Source organism: Lysinibacillus sp. RS11 (assembly GCF_042019215.1).
Lineage (GTDB): Bacteria > Bacillota > Bacilli > Bacillales_A > Planococcaceae > Lysinibacillus > Lysinibacillus xylanilyticus_A.
Genome location: NZ_CP168124.1, coordinates 20580 through 36823, shown reverse-complemented (window position 1 = coordinate 36823; position 16244 = coordinate 20580). Strand labels below are relative to the sequence as shown.

General features: G+C 37.4%; 17 protein-coding genes, 1 pseudogene and 1 other annotated feature. Of the genes and pseudogenes, 4 read left to right on the top strand and 14 right to left on the bottom strand.

Annotated features, from left to right (window positions below; translation table 11 throughout):
• Positions 1 to 208 precede the first annotated feature (208 nt).
• The 3 genes from AB9L17_RS00245 to AB9L17_RS00235 all read left to right on the top strand — a co-directional run bounded on the left by AB9L17_RS00245 (position 209) and on the right by AB9L17_RS00235 (position 3715).
• Positions 209 to 1471 (top strand): ATP-binding protein, encoded by a 1263-nt coding sequence (locus tag AB9L17_RS00245; protein ID WP_068986799.1) that lies wholly within the window; start codon positions 209 to 211, stop codon positions 1469 to 1471.
• Entirely contained in the window at positions 1472 to 2350 is an 879-nt protein-coding gene (locus AB9L17_RS00240) for a response regulator (protein WP_068986800.1), read from the top strand.
• Positions 2351 to 2440: 90 nt separating this feature from the next.
• The gene (locus tag AB9L17_RS00235) at positions 2441 to 3715 is read left to right on the top strand and encodes a cation:dicarboxylate symporter family transporter (protein ID WP_068986801.1); all 1275 of its coding nucleotides are present in this window, start codon (positions 2441 to 2443) and stop codon (positions 3713 to 3715) included.
• Positions 3716 to 3892: 177 nt separating this feature from the next.
• On the opposite strand, the gene AB9L17_RS00230 is transcribed toward AB9L17_RS00235, so the two are convergent.
• The 11 genes and pseudogenes from AB9L17_RS00230 to AB9L17_RS00180 all read right to left on the bottom strand — a co-directional run bounded on the left by AB9L17_RS00230 (position 3893) and on the right by AB9L17_RS00180 (position 12386).
• Complete coding sequence (locus AB9L17_RS00230) at positions 3893 to 4519, bottom strand: RraA family protein (protein ID WP_068986802.1); 627 nt, start codon at positions 4517 to 4519, stop codon at positions 3893 to 3895.
• A gap of 149 nt (positions 4520 to 4668) precedes the next feature.
• A complete protein-coding gene (locus tag AB9L17_RS00225; protein WP_263297618.1) occupies positions 4669 to 5160 on the bottom strand; it encodes a methyl-accepting chemotaxis protein in 492 nt (163 codons plus the stop codon).
• A gap of 45 nt (positions 5161 to 5205) precedes the next feature.
• Positions 5206 to 5580: pseudogene (locus AB9L17_RS00220) on the bottom strand (PAS domain-containing protein); the annotation flags it as partial.
• A 100-nt stretch (positions 5581 to 5680) separates the two neighbouring features.
• Positions 5681 to 6301: a TIGR00730 family Rossman fold protein gene (locus tag AB9L17_RS00215; protein WP_223556717.1), complete on the bottom strand. Its 621-nt coding sequence runs from the start codon at positions 6299 to 6301 to the stop codon at positions 5681 to 5683.
• 77 nt (positions 6302 to 6378) lie between these two features.
• Entirely contained in the window at positions 6379 to 7047 is a 669-nt protein-coding gene (locus AB9L17_RS00210) for a deoxynucleoside kinase (protein ID WP_068986804.1), read from the bottom strand.
• The gene (locus AB9L17_RS00205) at positions 7044 to 7682 is read right to left on the bottom strand and encodes a deoxynucleoside kinase (RefSeq protein WP_317853408.1); all 639 of its coding nucleotides are present in this window, start codon (positions 7680 to 7682) and stop codon (positions 7044 to 7046) included. The genes AB9L17_RS00210 and AB9L17_RS00205 overlap by 4 nt, the downstream gene beginning before the upstream one ends.
• 228 nt (positions 7683 to 7910) lie before the next feature.
• Complete coding sequence (locus AB9L17_RS00200; protein WP_375199915.1) at positions 7911 to 10322, bottom strand: heavy metal translocating P-type ATPase; 2412 nt, start codon at positions 10320 to 10322, stop codon at positions 7911 to 7913.
• Positions 10323 to 10403: 81 nt separating this feature from the next.
• Positions 10404 to 10610 (bottom strand): copper chaperone CopZ, encoded by a 207-nt coding sequence (gene copZ / locus AB9L17_RS00195; RefSeq protein ID WP_068986807.1) that lies wholly within the window; start codon positions 10608 to 10610, stop codon positions 10404 to 10406.
• 57 nt (positions 10611 to 10667) lie between these two features.
• Positions 10668 to 11000, bottom strand: coding sequence for a metal-sensitive transcriptional regulator (locus AB9L17_RS00190; protein ID WP_068986808.1), 333 nt, complete (start codon positions 10998 to 11000; stop codon positions 10668 to 10670).
• A gap of 79 nt (positions 11001 to 11079) precedes the next feature.
• Positions 11080 to 12030: a cation diffusion facilitator family transporter gene (locus AB9L17_RS00185; RefSeq protein WP_223556720.1), complete on the bottom strand. Its 951-nt coding sequence runs from the start codon at positions 12028 to 12030 to the stop codon at positions 11080 to 11082.
• Between the two features lie 20 nt (positions 12031 to 12050).
• Entirely contained in the window at positions 12051 to 12386 is a 336-nt protein-coding gene (locus AB9L17_RS00180; RefSeq protein WP_068986810.1) for an ArsR/SmtB family transcription factor, read from the bottom strand.
• Positions 12387 to 12570: 184 nt separating this feature from the next.
• On the opposite strand from AB9L17_RS00180, the gene tadA reads away from it, so the two are divergent.
• Complete coding sequence (gene tadA, locus AB9L17_RS00175; protein WP_175401841.1) at positions 12571 to 13089, top strand: tRNA adenosine(34) deaminase TadA; 519 nt, start codon at positions 12571 to 12573, stop codon at positions 13087 to 13089.
• Positions 13090 to 13168: 79 nt separating this feature from the next.
• Here the strand turns inward: tadA and serS are convergent, their stop codons facing one another.
• From serS to pdxS, 3 genes are all read right to left on the bottom strand, one after another.
• Positions 13169 to 14449 carry a serine--tRNA ligase gene (gene serS / locus AB9L17_RS00170; RefSeq protein WP_068986811.1) on the bottom strand — a complete coding sequence of 427 codons (1281 nt, stop codon included), beginning with the start codon at positions 14447 to 14449 and terminating at the stop codon, positions 13169 to 13171.
• Between the two features lie 70 nt (positions 14450 to 14519).
• Positions 14520 to 14736, bottom strand: a binding site (T-box leader).
• 49 nt (positions 14737 to 14785) lie between these two features.
• A complete protein-coding gene (gene pdxT, locus AB9L17_RS00165; protein ID WP_068986812.1) occupies positions 14786 to 15349 on the bottom strand; it encodes a pyridoxal 5'-phosphate synthase glutaminase subunit PdxT in 564 nt (187 codons plus the stop codon).
• Position 15350: 1 nt separating this feature from the next.
• A complete protein-coding gene (pdxS, locus tag AB9L17_RS00160) occupies positions 15351 to 16235 on the bottom strand; it encodes a pyridoxal 5'-phosphate synthase lyase subunit PdxS (RefSeq protein ID WP_068986813.1) in 885 nt (294 codons plus the stop codon).
• Between the last annotated feature and the right edge of the window lie 9 nt (positions 16236 to 16244).

Sequence of the window (16244 nt, the reverse complement as noted above, 5' to 3'; positions counted from 1 at the left end):
CACTTCCTCTTAGGTTGTGGTATTTTTTTATTTGTTACGAAAAATATTGATTTGATAGTTAAGACTATTCTTAAGCATTATTGTTGAAAAAAATATAATTTCACGTTCTCAAAAGTGTTTTTCTTAGCATTGTCGAATAATCAAGCTTTTTAGTACATCTTTTCTTTACTATCCCGCTCTATTAAAATTGATTAGGGAGGATTTCTTTATGCACTCAAAATTTTTTACAACTCGTACTTCCCTCACTTGGATCATCATAATTGCTTTATTAACTGCAATCGGTAGTGAGATTAAAATAATGCCTTTCACTGATACTACTTTTCGCTTTGGATTAGGAAGTATTATTTTCTTTTTATGTACACTACTTAGACCTACACCTATAATTTTGGCTGGATTTATTACAAGTATCGTGACAATAGTTTTTCGAGTTACCATTAATTATTCTTTACACGATGTTCCTTTAATAGATAGTTTACTTACACATCTACCTGCTGCTGCATTTTATGTATTGTTCGCAATATGCCTACAAATGCTTAGTATTCATCAGTATAGAGAAAAACCACTAATGCTTGGATTACTAGTTGCATTTAGTGAAGTCTTCAGTAATTTAGTAGAACAGCTAATTCGTTTTTTCATTCATTCTTATACTTTTTTACTCCTTCATGATTTACTTATACTATTAGCAGTTGCTTTATTGCGTAGCTTTTTTGTAGTAGGTATTTATAGCTCTATTTTAATTGCTGAACAAAAAAAACGTGTACAGGAAATGCTTACGATCGGCTCAGATTTATATGTTGAGACACTTTATTTAAAAAAATCTATGAACCACATCGAAACAATTACAGCAAGTGGATTTGATTTATATCGACAATTAAAGTTACTGGGCAATCGTGAGGAAAGTTTACAGGCACTCCATATTGCCCAGGAAATTCATGAAGTAAAGAAAGATTCACAACGTATTTATGCAGGTATTTCTAAAATTGTTGGTGAGAAGAGTTTTGGCACCCTTAGGTTGTCTGAATTATTACATTATATTGAAGACGGCAATAGTAAATACGCTGAATTACTCGAAAAAAATATTGAGTTTAAAGTAAGTATAGACACCGATTTTCAAACGAAAGAACATATTGCATTGCTTGCACTTTTGAATAATTTAACAGCTAATGCTATAGAAGCAATTGAAGGACAAGGTGTTATTTCTATTGCTATTCAACAACAACAGGATGATACTGTAATAACAGTATGTGATAACGGAAAGGGTATTTCACAAAGTGACCTCTCAATTATTTTTGAACCTGGATACACCACGAAATACAATGTGGACGGTGTCGCGGCAACTGGCATTGGGCTTTCACATGTTGCTGAATTAGTTAACAAATTAAATGGCTCAATATCCGTTGAATCAAACAATCAAAACACGATGTTTAAAATTACAATTCCTACGCAAACTATTCAAACGGGAGAGACTTAAATGAGATATTTTATTGTTGATGATGATCGTGCTAGTCGAGTCATGTTAAAACAAATAATTGAAGATAGTGGTTTAGGTACAGTTATTGGTGAAGCACGCAATGGCGAGGACGCTATTCCGCAAATTTTAATGACACAGCCAGAGTTTGTGCTTATCGACTTACTTATGCCTAAGCTCGATGGGATAGCAACGGTCGAGCATCTTATTCAAAATCGATTTGAGGGACAATTTGTTATGATTTCTCAGGTAGTGAATAAGGAGATGGTTGGTGAGGCATATGAACAAGGTATAGATTTCTTTATTCATAAGCCTATAAACCGTATTGAGGTTGAGAATGTTTTACGTAAAACAACTGAACAATTTCGCCTAAAAAACTCATTGCTAGTAATTCGCCAATCACTTACAAACATTGATCTAAGTGAACAAATAAATCATAAAGCAACGTCACGAGATCATATTCAATCCATCTTAAACGATATGGGTATCGTTGGTGAAATCGGAAGTGAGGATATTATAGCCATCATCGAAACATTACTTGCTCATCAGCACAAAATCGCACCACTTCCTCCGCTAAAGGAGCTATATGAGGAAATAGCGGCTGTTACAAAGCCTACTCCAGACGAAATTTTGAAGGAAAGTAAAGCCATTGAACAGCGTGTGCGTCGTACTATTTTAGCGGCAATGATAAATCTCGCTAATTTAGGGGTCGTTGATTATACAAACTCTGAATTCGAATATTATGCACCTCGATACTTTGACTTTAAAGAGATTCGTCAACTTATGACTCAAATAGAAGACCATGAAAATCGCAAGGCAAAGGTTAACATTAAGAAATTTATTCAGGTATTATATTCAGACATTTTAACAAAATTAAATTAATTTTCTCGGATTTTGTCGGATTTCATAAGTCCTCCGTATTATTAAAGTAAGGCAAGTCCTAAAAATTTAATACTAGGGGGTACAAAGGGTTTGAAAAAGAAATTTAAAATCAGTTTAGCCACTCAAATTTTGATTGGTTTGACTTTAGGGATTATTGTTGGCGGTATCTTTTACGGAAACCCCAAAATTGAAACATATTTACAACCTTTAGGGGATATTTTCCTTCATCTAATTAAGATGATTGTTGTACCGATTATTATTTCGACTCTAATCGTTGGTGTTGCTGGAACTGGTGACATGAAAAAGCTTGGACGATTAGGTGGGAAATCACTTCTTTACTTTGAAATCATTACAACAGTAGCAATTGTAGTTGGTTTACTTTCCGCAAACATCTTCCAGCCAGGCGCTGGTGTGAACATGGAAGAGCTCTCTAAAGGAGATATTTCGGGTTACGTTGCAACTACAGAGGAAGTAAAGCACGAAGGTCCATTTGATATTCTTGTAAGCATTGTACCGACAAATATCGTTCAGGCAATGGCTGAAGGTAATATGCTTGCGATCATTTTCTTCTCTGTTATTTTCGGTTTAGGGGTTGCCGCTATTGGTGATCGAGGTAAACCAGTATTAGATTTCTTTAATGGGGTAGCAGATGCTATGTTCTGGGTAACTAACCTCGTAATGAAATTCGCTCCGATCGGGGTATTTGGTTTAATCGGTGTAACCGTTTCCAAATATGGATTTGCTTCACTAATACCACTTGGTAAACTTGCTCTACTTGTTTATGCAACAATGATATTCTTCATCTTTGTCGTTCTTGGTCTTGTAGCAAGATTCACGGGTATCAGCATTATCTTTTTAATTAAAGTACTAAAAGATGAGCTAATTTTAGCGTTCTCAACAGCTAGTTCTGAGGCAGTGTTACCACGAATCATGCTAAAAATGGAGAAATTAGGTGCTCCAAAGGATATCGTATCCTTTGTTATTCCAACTGGTTACTCCTTTAACTTAGATGGTTCAACACTGTACCAAGCTATTGCTGCGTTATTTATTGCTCAAATGTACGGTATTCACCTAAGCATTAGTGAACAAATTACGTTAATGCTTGTATTAATGGTTACATCTAAAGGGATTGCAGGTGTTCCAGGAGTATCCTTCGTTGTACTTTTAGCAACTTTAGGTACTGTCGGCATTCCAGTTGAAGGTTTAGCATTCATCGCAGGTATCGACCGTATCCTTGATATGGGACGTACAGTCGTTAACGTAATTGGTAACTCACTTGCTGCATTAGTAATGGCGAAATGGGAAGGTCGTTTCGATGCAGAAAAAATGAAAAATTACTTTAAAGATAATGAAAAGTTAGCATAAAAATTAAAAAAACCTCACGATGTATGGATGGCATCGTGAGGTTTTTTTATTTTAATCAATTATGCCTCCAGCGGATGGTTGGAAACCTGCTGAAAAGTAGCTTAACCACATCCATCTCACCACTTATAAAGGTGGGAAACTTCTGTACTTGTCGCTACACTTTCGGTACAAAAGGCATTAGCTGAAAGAAGCTAAAACTTTATCTAAATAAGCAATAATTGATTCTTTTCCATTTTCATGTGCTTCTTGTGCACGTATTTCATCCTTTTTAACTTTTGCCTCAGCAGCTGCAACAATATGCTCTGCATCTTCCTTTGGCACGACAATGACACCGTCCACATCCCCAATAATATAATCGCCTGGACGAACAGTAACGCCTCCAATAGCAATCGGAACATTTACTTTCCCACCACCGTTTTTATTGCCAGCCGCTACCGTAGTGCCCAAAGAAAAGACAGGAAAATCTAGCTCACGAATCGCTGCCATGTCACGAATAACACCATCTACGACAACGCCCTGTACACCAATCCCCTTCGCTAATGAAAGAACAAAATCTCCGGCAACCGCACGATTGGTATTCCCTTTCGCATCAATGACTAGAATATCACCTTCCTTAGCAGCTCGAATGGCTTCCAGTACCGCACCATTTTCGCCATCTGGTAAACGCACCGTTACCGCACGCCCAGTAATTTTAAAATGATCTGCTAACGGTTTAATATCACTGCGTAAATTTGTATGTCCCCCTGTCGCATCTGAAATCGCAGTCGTTGGCAAATGCTTAAAACTTACTTCCACCTTCGTCATCTATAACACCCCTATTATGATTTATGAAAGCCTTACACAATTATTGTAAATAAAATTCATCTGCTATTTCAATATATATCAGAAAATTATGTAAATAAAACATTCAATCATGTTATTGTTCGGGATTTGAACAACTCCATCAAATTACATTAAATAATTTCAATAAATTGCTTGGATTGTTTATCTAATGCCTCTGCTGCAGTTGCAATTTCAGCAAAATCATTTGTTGTAACATTAATTTGCCCATTTGTTTTTTCAACTTTTTCAGTGATACGTGTAATATTTTCCGTGACTTGTCCAATCTCTCGCTCTATGCCCTCAACATTACTTTTTACTTCTGAAATAGATTGCTCCACCCTTACAGATAGTTTTCTAACCTCTTTTGCTACCACATCAAAGCCTCGGCCATACTCACCTGCTCTTGCTGCTTCAATAGCTGCATTTAAAGCAAGTAAATTTGTCTGAGACGCGATTTCTTGAATGGTTTTCACAATACCTTTAATGGATTCAGCTTGCTTCTGTAGCTGCGCAAGATTTTTAACATTATCGACTGACTCTTGTGAAACCTCTTTGACTGTTTCCAGTAAATCCTCACAATTTTGAATACCAGCCTCTGATCGGCTATGAAGCTCTTTAGACATGACCTTTAATGTATCAGCTACATGAACAATTTCATTTTGGCGTTCAGTAATATTAGTTGCAATTTTCGATACGCCAATAACCTTTCTTGAATTATTAGCAAAGACAGGCATATAGGTAGCCTCAAGCCAAACCTTATTTCCGCTTGCATCCATTCTCTCGATTTTATCCTGATAGCTATTACCAGCAGCTAAGTTGCGCCAAAATTTTTCGTAGTTTATGCTATTCGCAAATTCCGGTAAACAAAAATCTTTATGATCTTTCCCTATCATTTCTTCCATCTTATAACCTAAAGCTTTAGCAAAACGCTCATTTACATAGGCAACTTTACGCTCCATGTCAAAACGGATAATGGCTATATTTCGCTCAATTGCCTGCACTACTAGATCGTCCGTAACTTGTGTATCTAATATTTTCTGCATAACCCACATCCAACTCTCTCCTAAAATTTCACTGAAAAATAAATTATTTTACATCAACAGCACTTAAAAAAATTATTTATTACAAAAAAACATGGGCACATTACCCATGTTTTTTTAAAAAATGTAATACTTCTTGCGATGTAGTAGCTACATGAATAATTGATTTTTGTTCAGCACGTATAAAGCCTTCCTCAAGCATTTTTTGAAATTGTTGTAGAAGCGCATCATAAAAACTATTTACATTATATAAAATTATTGGCTTTTCATGTAGTCCAATTTGTGCCCACGTAAACACTTCAAAATATTCATCCATTGTCCCGCCACCCCCAGGTAGGGCTATAAAGGCATCTGCTAACTCTATCATTTTTGCTTTACGTACATGCATAGACTCAACAAAATGAATTTCTGTTAAAGAGGCATGCGCTAATTCCCGCTTCTGTAAATGCGTTGGCATTACGCCAATAACCTCTCCGCCAGCTGCTAATACTGCGTCTGCTACTTTTCCCATTAGTCCTGTTTTCGAACCACCATAAACTACACCATGACCATTTTGAGCTAATACAGTCCCTAACTCGGCCGCCTTATCTGCATAAATTCGGTTTATGCCTAACCCAGAACCGCAATACACCGCTATTCTTATAGTAATCCCTCCTATTTCAAAAGACGTGACACAATAAGCTACATATTGTCTCACGTCTTTTTGATTATTTATTTTCTTCAATTGCTTTGCCACTTCGCGTTCGGTCAGAACGCAATGTTTTCCTTACTATACATTAAAATTTAAGCATCGTTTATTTCCTATTTACGTAAATGACTTGTTTGTTTTAACATATGACTGATGCGGCTCACAATTGCTTCAATTGCTTCAGGATTTTTTAATAAATCATAATCATTAATATCTAAACGTAGAACTGGGCATGAATTAAAGTTATTAATCCAATTCTCATAACGATCATGCATTTCAATCCAATAATCATTCGGTGTTTGTTGCTCCATCGCACGACCACGCTCTTGAATACGTCCAATAACAGAATCAATTGGTCCCTCTAAATAAACAAGTAAATCTGGATGCGGGAAATATGGCGTCATCACCATAGCATCAAATAAATTTGTATAAGTCTCGTAATCTGTTGGGCTCATTGTACCTTTGTCATAGTGCATTTTTGCAAAAATTCCTGTATCTTCATAAATTGAACGATCTTGAATAAACCCACCGCCATACTCGAAGATACGCTTCTGCTCCTTAAAACGCTCCGCTAAAAAATACACCTGTAAATGGAAGCTCCATTTTTCAAAGTCCTCGTAAAACTTATCTAAGTATGGATTGGTATCTACCTTTTCAAATGACGTACGAAAGTTTAACGCCTCTGCTAGCGCCTTTGTCATCGTTGATTTTCCTACACCAACCGTACCAGCGATTGTAATGACTGTTTGTGGAGGAATATCGTATTTCTCTCTCAAATTCATTGCTGCAAGCTCCTTTGTTGTAACGTATCCTTTATTGTTTGTAAAATATATTTCAAATCATCTGGATTTTTAACAAAATCAAGCTGATCACCATTAAATCGAATAACAGGAATTTCGGGATGCATTTTCTCAAAATGCTCGATAAAGGTATGATAATCTGCCACAAGTTGTTCCATGTAATCTCTTGAAATCATTTTTTCAAATTCACGACCACGCATCGCAATACGTTTCATCAACGTATCCACACTGGCATGTAAATAAATAACAGCATTTGGAACAGGCATATCTTTCGTTAATATTTTATAAATTTCTTCGTATTTATCGTACTCAGTTGATAACAATGTACGCTTGGCAAATATTAAATTTTTAAAAATATGGTAGTCCGCTACAACAGGTTTTTCATGTGTCAAACGGAATTTTTTAATATCTGATAATTGTTTATAGCGATTACATAGGAAGAACATTTCTGTTTGGAAGCTCCATTCCTCAATGTTCTCATAAAACTTATTTAAAAAAGGGTTTTCGTCTACTATTTCTTTTAATAGATGGTAATTAAATGTCGTTGCAATCTCTTTCGATAAAGAGGTTTTACCAACACCAATCGGACCTTCTACCGTAACAAATGGAATCGTCACCAGAAGCTCCTCCTTTATGTTCTATGGATTCTATAGTCAGTGTTTTTCATTGTATCATAGTGAGAAAATGAAAAACAGAATCAAGCTAGTTCTCTATTAAAATAGATGACAAAAAACGACAATCAGGATGTGAAGTTCTAAGCCTGAGTTCCTCTATTTCAGCGGATGCTTTATACCCACTAAAAGAAAATAAACAATAGACCCACAAAAGTGGATCTATTGTTACCCTTATAATTTAACTCGCTGTAAACGCAGTGCATTTAAAACGACAGATACCGAACTAAACGCCATCGCTGCACCCGCTACCCAAGGAGCTAACAGTCCAAATGCAGCAATCGGAATACCTAATGTATTGTAAGCAAATGCCCAGAATAAGTTTTGTTTAATGTTACGCATTGTTTTACGACTCATAATGATGGCATCTGCAATACTGTTTAAATCACCACGAATTAGCGTAATATCTGCTGCCTCCATTGCAACGTCGGTACCGGTACCGATTGCCATCCCAATATTAGCTGTCGCAAGTGCGGGTGCATCATTAATGCCATCACCAACCATCGCCACTTTTTTACCCGTAGCTTGCAGTTTTTTTACTTCATCTGCTTTGCCTTCTGGAAGAACTTCAGCAATCACATGATTCACGCCAACTTCTGTTCCGATTGCTTGTGCTGTACGTTCATTATCACCAGTCATCATAATCACAGTAATACCCATTTCTTGTAGACGATGAACTGCCTCTTTTGAAGTATCTTTAACTGTATCAGCAACTGCTACTAGACCCGCATACTGACCGTTAATAGCAGCTAACATCGCGGTTTTGCCGTTTTTCTCTAATTGCTCCATTGTTGGTAGAATGTCATCAATATGAATCCCATATTGATGCATCAATTTACGTGTACCGATTATAACCCCTTGACCAGAGACAGTCGCTTGCACACCGTAACCTGGTATCGCTTCAAAGAATTGAACATCTCCTAGTTCAACGCCACGATCAGCAATGCCTTGAACAATAGCTTCTGCTAACGGATGTTCGGATTGCTTCTCCGCTGCACCAATTAACGATAAAAAGCGTACTTCGTCTTGATTTGCTGTTAGTACGATATCCGTTAAGACAGGTTTGCCATGTGTTACTGTACCTGTTTTATCAACAACCACTGTGTCAATGCTTTGAGTTTGCTCTAAATGCTCTCCACCTTTAAATAAAATACCAAATTCCGCCGCACGACCAGAGCCCGCCATAATAGATGTTGGTGTTGCTAAACCAAGCGCACATGGACATGCGATCACAAGAACTGCAATTAATACTTCAAGTGCTGGCGTAAACTCACCTGGTTGCACCCAAATAATCCAAACTAAAAATGTGACAACAGCAATGCCTACAACAATGGGTACAAATATACCTGAAATTTGGTCTGCCAAGCGTTGAATCGGTGCTTTTGAGCCTTGTGCATCTTCTACAACTTTAATAATTTGAGCTAATGCTGTATCGCGACCAACTTTAGTTGCTGTCATTTTAATAAAACCATTTTTATTAATAGTTGAACCGAATAATAGGTCACCCTGCTTTTTATCAACTGGTAAACTTTCTCCAGTTAACATTGATTCATCAACAGCTGTTGTTCCTTCTAATACTTCACCATCAACTGGAATTTTTTCACCTGGTTTTACTAAAATAATATCCCCAATAGCTACTTCTTCTAATGGTACTTCTTTCTCAACACCGTCTCGAATAACAACCGCCGTTTTCGCTTGAAGTCCCATTAATTTTTTAATAGCTTCTGACGAGCGGCCTTTTGCTTTTGCCTCAAATAATTTACCTAATAAAATTAAAGTAATTAATACTGCACTTGTTTCAAAATAAAGGTGAGGGCTATGATGTGATCCTGCAGTTACAATAGCTTGATACACACTATAAAAATAAGCAGCAGATGTGCCCATTACGACAAGTACATCCATATTGGCACTACCATTACGCAAAGCTTTATAGGCGCCAATATAAAATTGTTTTCCAATGATAAATTGAACAGGAGTGGCCAGCACCATTTGCACCCACGGATTCATTAAAAATTCTGGAACATATAAAAATGATGTAAAAGAAAAGTGTCCTACCATCGTCCAAAGTAGTGGTAATGAAAGAATGGCCGATAAAATAAATTTATGTTGCTGTTGTTTGATGGCTAGTTCTCGATGATCTACTGTCTCTTGCTCATCTGCTTTTTGATGCGCTTCATATCCTAATTTTTCAACCTTCGCAATAATATCTGCAATCGTCACCTCAGATGGATTAAACTCTATAGTTGCTTTTTCCAGCGCTAAGTTTACGTTCGCAGAGGATACACCTGCTAATTTATTTAAACCCTTTTCTATCCGTGTTGCGCAGGCCGCACATGTCATACCTGTAATATTGAATTCCATTTTTTGTTTAACGACACCATAACCAAGTGCTTCAATTTTCTTTTCAAAGTCTGCTTCATTTAGTTTTGCCGGATCGTATTTAATGGACGATTTTTCAAGAGCTAAATTAACCGTCGCTTGTTCTACACCATCCATTTTATTTAAACCTTTTTCTATACGAGTTGCACAGGCCGCACATGTCATACCTGTAATTTGCAAATTCGCTTCCTTTATTTCTGAACTCATGATTATTTCTCCTCCCTACATACCAACAGGGGGTATGTGTAATTGAAAATAATAGAGTGCTACTTGAGCACCCTATCTATATTATTTAACGTCATAGCCTTGATCGTCGATTGTTTCTTTAATTTGATCTAGAGATACTTGTGTTTCATCAAATGCTACATCTACTAAACCGTCAGCTAAGTTTACTTTTACTTGTTCAACGCCTGCTAAAGCTCCAACACTTTTTTCCACTGAGTTTACACAATGTCCACATGACATTCCTTGTACGTTTAAAGTTACGTTTTGCATAAATATCTCTCCTTTAATTTCATACTATATAAGGGTATATTTTCATGAAAAAAACTTTTATTTCTTCATTAACTTTTGAATGGTCACTACTAGTTCATCTAACACTGCTTCATCACCTTCTGATAAGCGATCTACTACACATCCCTTTAAATGACCTTCTAATAATATTTTTGCTACACTATTTAAAGCAGACTGTGTGGCAGACAGTTGCGTAATAATATCATCGCAGTAAACATCTTTGTCAATCATCCCTTTAATGCCTCGGATTTGACCTTCGATTCGATTTAAACGAGTCGTTAAATCTTTTTTTACGCGTTCAGGATGATGGCTTTTTCGACACGACATACCTTCCTCTGTATGACAAACATCCTTTTTCACTATATCCTCCATACAATACACCTCCTACTCACACTCATCATACTATACCCACGAAGGGTATGTGAAGTGTAAAAAGAACTAAATATATTTATTAATGATGATGGTGATTCGACTGCTCAGTTTTTATTGTACATAAAATGGATTGATCATGCTTATGTGCTACTGTTTCCAACTGAATCGTTACATGCTTTATGCCCTTATGCTCAAGATTATGTTCAATTTCACGTAATATATGCTCACCATCCGCAATTTTTAGCTGATCATCGACAACGGCATGACAAGAAAGTGCATTTGTTCCACTTGTTATTGTCCAAATGTGTAAATCATGAATGCTATGAACACCATTTGTTTGTACAATAGTTTGTACGATTTCTTCAACGTCAACGTTTGAAGGTGTGCCTTCCATGAGAACATGGACAGCAGCCTTCGTTACATAGTAGCCGCTTCTTAATACTAATGCTGCAACAATAACACTCGCAAGTGGATCAGCCCAGCCCCAGCCAAAAAACATTATTAACAGTGCGGCAACAATGGCCCCTACCGATCCAAGCATATCGCTTAATACGTGTAAAAAGGCACCTCGCATATTTAAATTATCTTTTGTATCACTACCACGCATCATAATCCAAGCTACCAAAATATTTATTAAAAGACCTATCGTACTTATTACTAGCATACCTGTAGTTGCCACTTCTGGTGGATTTGCAAAACGTTCTATTGCTTCATAGAAAATAAACAAAGCAATAAAAATTAATGTCACACCATTTAAAACTGCAGCTAAAATTTCAAATCGTTTATATCCATATGTTTTACTATAGTTTGCAGCCTTTTTTCCAAACATAAAAGCAAGCAAAGCAATTGCTAAAGAAATGGAGTCACTTAACATATGTCCTGCATCGGATAAAAGAGCCAAACTATTTGTTAAATAGCCACCAATTGCTTCCACAACCATATAACTCGTAATAATAATGAATGATAAGATTAACACCTTTTTATTTGCGCCATGTGTATGGTCATGGCTGTGATCATGATTATGTCCCATTTCTCATCCCCCCATTAGTTCTAGTTATGTGTAGCATGCTCAATAGCTTGCATTAACAAATTCATAATGTGATCATCATCTGTTGAATAATATAAGGTTGTGCCTTCCCTTCTATATTTCACTAACCGTAAATTTTTTAAAAAACGTAACTGATGTGAAACTGTTGATTGGCCTAAATCTAAAATTTCAGCGATGTCGTTGACTGAATGCTCATCCGTACATAATAAATTCAAAATGCGAATTCTTGTCGGATCACTTAAAGCTTTAAATGTTTGAGACACGACGAATAGTGTCTCTTCGTCTAAATGTTGTTCTTTGTTATTATGAACCTCTATACTTTGTAATTTTTCGTCCATTTAGCTTACCCCTAACTTTTATATTTATATATGAGCATGTATTCATATATAAATATAGATGGTTGTTTTGAATATGTCAACGTTTTAACTTCTCACATAATACGGAGGAGATGTTGCCGAGACTTAATTGACAGTAGCAATTGTCAATTAAGCAGGATACACTAAATGATAAGGAGAGATCATAGTGGATATTTTTGAAACAGACCGATTGTTTATGAACAGTGCACTGGAAGAAGCTAAGAAAGCAGCTTTACTTGGGGAAGTACCGATAGGAGCTGTGCTTGTCTACGATGGAGAGATTATTGCTCGTGCTCATAATTTACGAGAAACAACACAAAACGCGACGACGCACGCTGAACTAATGGTTATTCAAGAGGCTTGTAAAAAAATAGGTAGCTGGCGTCTTGAAAAAACAACACTTTATGTGACGCTTGAACCTTGCCCTATGTGTGCAGGTGCCATTTTACAATCTCGTGTGCCACGTGTTGTATATGGTGCAAGAGATATAAAAGCTGGTTGTGTAGATTCACTCTATCGTTTATTAAACGATGCACGCTTTAACCATGAATGTGAAGTAACAGAAGGAATTTTAGCTGGGGAATGTGGACAAATCTTAACCGATTTTTTCCGAGCATTACGCGAACGAAAAAAGGCCGAGAAAAAAGCGCGACAAGCTCTAATTATTGAAAATGAAAATTTTTAATAAAAACTTCACGCTATTGGTTAAAAAGAAAAACTACTGTTGAAATGTCAACAGTAGTTTTTCCATTTATTTACTCCGATTACTTTGGAGCAATTACTTCTTTTCCGCCCATATATGGTCTTAATACTTCAGGAATCACTACGCTTCCATCTGCTTGTTGATAGTTTTCTAGGATTGCTGCTACTGTACGGCCAATTGCAAGACCTGAGCCGTTTAATGTGTGTACATACTCTGGCTTTGCATTTGGCTCACGGCGGAAGCGAATATTTGCTCGACGTGCTTGGAAATCTTCGAAGTTAGAACAAGAAGAAATTTCACGGTACATGTTTTGCGCCGGAATCCAAACCTCTAAATCATATTTCTTCGCTGCAGTAAATCCTAAATCAGCTGTACACATTTTTAGTTTACGGTATGGTAACCCTAATAATTGCAGTACTTTTTCAGCATGACCTGTTAATAGTTCTAGCTGTTCATAAGATTCTTCTGGTTTTACAAATCGTACTAATTCTACTTTGTTGAATTGATGTTGACGAATTAAACCACGTGTATCGCGACCCGCAGATCCTGCCTCTGAACGGAAGCAAGCACTATATGCTGCAAAGCCTTGTGGTAATGCTTCGGCAGGTAAAATTTCATCACGATAGAAGTTTGTCACAGGTACCTCTGCTGTTGGAATCATGAAATAATCTGTGTCATCTAATTTAAAGACATCTTCTTCAAATTTAGGCAGTTGCCCTGTACCTGTTAAGCTATCGCGATTGACAATTACAGGTGGTAGCATTTCTTCATAGCCATGCTCTTCTGCATGTAAGTCCATCATAAACGTCATTAATGCACGTTCTAAACGAGCACCAAGACCACGATAGAATAAGAAACGACTACCCGTCACTTTTGCACCACGTTCAAAGTCAACAATTTGTAAGTCCGTAGCGAGATCCCAGTGTGCTTTAATGTCAAAATCAAATGTTGGTACCTCACCCCAAGTATATTCCTCTACATTATCGTCCTCTGTTGTGCCAACTGGTACAGATTCATGTGGAACGTTTGGTAAACGCATCATCATATCTTTAAAGCGTTCTTCTACCTCATTTAATTGGACATCTAACTCTTTAATTTCATCGCCAACCTGACGCATACGCGCAATGACTTCATCCGCATTTTCTTTGTTACGTTTCATAACAGAAATTTGCTCAGATACTTTATTACGTTCAGCTTTAAGCTCTTCTGTTTTTGCAATTAATTCACGACGCTTTGCATCTAATTCTTCAAAATCGTCTAAGTTTCCTAAATCCTCATTACGTGTTAACAGCATTTCTTTAATTTCCGCGAAATTGTCGCGCACGCGTTTAATATCTAACATCGTCATACCTCCAGTAGATTGTTAATGATGGGAAATATTTAGTAGAACACAAAAAAAGCCCTCATCCCCCAAAAGGGACGAGAGCTACCCGCGTTGCCACCCTAATTGACTAGACAATTTGCCTAATCCACTTATTTCATAACGGCATTTCAGCCGGCGACAGCCTACTTCATTAACTTCGACTGCGCAACTCCAGGACGGATTCACAAGTGCTTTTATCAGCTTCCACCACCCGCTGACTCTCTAAAAAAAACGTGCTTGCTACTACTTCCCATCATCGTGTTCAGTTATTTAAATTTTATCCATACTGTACTATATGAATTAAGATTTTGCAAGTCATACCATAGAAGATACAAAATATTCAAGAATACGTGCATCTGACGTTAATTCAGGATGGAAGGAGCAGCCTAATAAATGATTGTCCTTTGCTAACACGATTTTCCCGTCATGCGCTGCTAATACTTCAACACCTTCACCTACAGAAACAATATGCGGCGCACGGATAAAGACAGCCGGAATTGCTTCACCTATTTCAGGTATGTCGAGTTTCACTTCAAAGCTATCTACCTGACGACCATAAGAATTTCGTGCAACTACCACATCCATTACAGCTAAATGTGACTCATAATCCACTAATTCCTTTGCCAATAAAATCAATCCTGCACATGTTCCAAACATCGGTAAACCTTGCTTTGCAAGTGTGCGGATTGGCTCTAATAGCTCATAGCGATTCAGCAATTTCCGCATCGTTGTGCTTTCTCCACCAGGCAAGACAAGTCCATCAAGCTTCTCTAAATCAGCACTTTGTTTTATTAAGACCGCTTCGCATCCAAGTGACTCTAACATTTGCACATGCTCTCGTACCGCTCCCTGTAAGGCTAAAACACCGATTCGCTTCATCTTACCAGCCTCGCTCTTGCATACGCTCATTTTGACTAAGCTGTGCAATATCAATGCCTTTCATTGGAACACCAAGTTCTTTTGAAATTTCAGCAATTAACTTGTAATCCTTATAATGCGTAGTGGCCTCTACAATTGCACGAGCAAATTTCTCTGGGTTTTCTGATTTAAAAATACCAGAACCAACGAATACACCGTCCGCTCCAAGTTCCATCATTAATGCCGCATCAGCTGGCGTAGCAACTCCACCTGCTGCAAAATTCACTACTGGTAAACGGCCAAGACGCTTAATTTCTCTTAATAATTCAAAAGGAGCACCAAGTAATTTAGCCTCTGTCATTAATTCGTCCTCTGTCATGCCAACAACCTTACGTACTTGCGCATTCACTTTGCGAATATGGCGAACAGCCTCTACAATATTCCCCGTACCTGGTTCACCTTTAGTTCGTAACATGGAAGCTCCCTCACCAATGCGTCGAGCCGCTTCTCCTAAATCGCGACAACCACAAACAAATGGCACTGTGTAATCACTTTTTAATAAATGAAACTCTTCATCTGCTGGAGTTAATACTTCACTTTCATCAATATAATCGACACCCATTGCTTCTAAAACTCTTGCTTCAACAATATGTCCAATACGCGCTTTAGCCATTACCGGAATAGATACAGCCCCCATTACCTCCTCAACAATACGAGGATCAGCCATACGTGCAACTCCACCCGCCTTGCGAATATCTGATGGTACTCGTTCTAATGCCATGACAGCTACAGCCCCTGCCGCTTCCGCAATTTTCGCCTGCTCTGCATTAATAACATCCATAATGACGCCACCCTTTTGCATTTCCGCCATCCCACGTTTTACTAACTCTGTACCTGTTTGTTTCATGATTTCTAA

What these genes read in the sequence shown, in the direction of transcription:
- AB9L17_RS00240 (WP_068986800.1), top strand. Translation starts at nt 1,472, where the DNA reads ATGAGATATTTTATTGTTGATGATGATCGTGCTAGTCGAGTCATGTTA.
- AB9L17_RS00245 (WP_068986799.1), top strand. Translation starts at nt 209, where the DNA reads ATGCACTCAAAATTTTTTACAACTCGTACTTCCCTCACTTGGATCATC.
- pdxT (WP_068986812.1), bottom strand. Translation starts at nt 15,349, where the DNA reads ATGAAGCGAATCGGTGTTTTAGCCTTACAGGGAGCGGTACGAGAGCAT.
- AB9L17_RS00180 (WP_068986810.1), bottom strand. Translation starts at nt 12,386, where the DNA reads ATGGACGAAAAATTACAAAGTATAGAGGTTCATAATAACAAAGAACAA.
- copZ (WP_068986807.1), bottom strand. Translation starts at nt 10,610, where the DNA reads ATGCAAAACGTAACTTTAAACGTACAAGGAATGTCATGTGGACATTGT.
- AB9L17_RS00200 (WP_375199915.1), bottom strand. Translation starts at nt 10,322, where the DNA reads ATGAGTTCAGAAATAAAGGAAGCGAATTTGCAAATTACAGGTATGACA.
- AB9L17_RS00190 (WP_068986808.1), bottom strand. Translation starts at nt 11,000, where the DNA reads ATGGAGGATATAGTGAAAAAGGATGTTTGTCATACAGAGGAAGGTATG.
- serS (WP_068986811.1), bottom strand. Translation starts at nt 14,449, where the DNA reads ATGTTAGATATTAAACGCGTGCGCGACAATTTCGCGGAAATTAAAGAA.
- AB9L17_RS00210 (WP_068986804.1), bottom strand. Translation starts at nt 7,047, where the DNA reads ATGAATTTGAGAGAGAAATACGATATTCCTCCACAAACAGTCATTACA.
- AB9L17_RS00230 (WP_068986802.1), bottom strand. Translation starts at nt 4,519, where the DNA reads ATGACGAAGGTGGAAGTAAGTTTTAAGCATTTGCCAACGACTGCGATT.
- AB9L17_RS00225 (WP_263297618.1), bottom strand. Translation starts at nt 5,160, where the DNA reads ATGTCTAAAGAGCTTCATAGCCGATCAGAGGCTGGTATTCAAAATTGT.
- AB9L17_RS00185 (WP_223556720.1), bottom strand. Translation starts at nt 12,030, where the DNA reads ATGGGACATAATCATGATCACAGCCATGACCATACACATGGCGCAAAT.
- pdxS (WP_068986813.1), bottom strand. Translation starts at nt 16,235, where the DNA reads ATGAAACAAACAGGTACAGAGTTAGTAAAACGTGGGATGGCGGAAATG.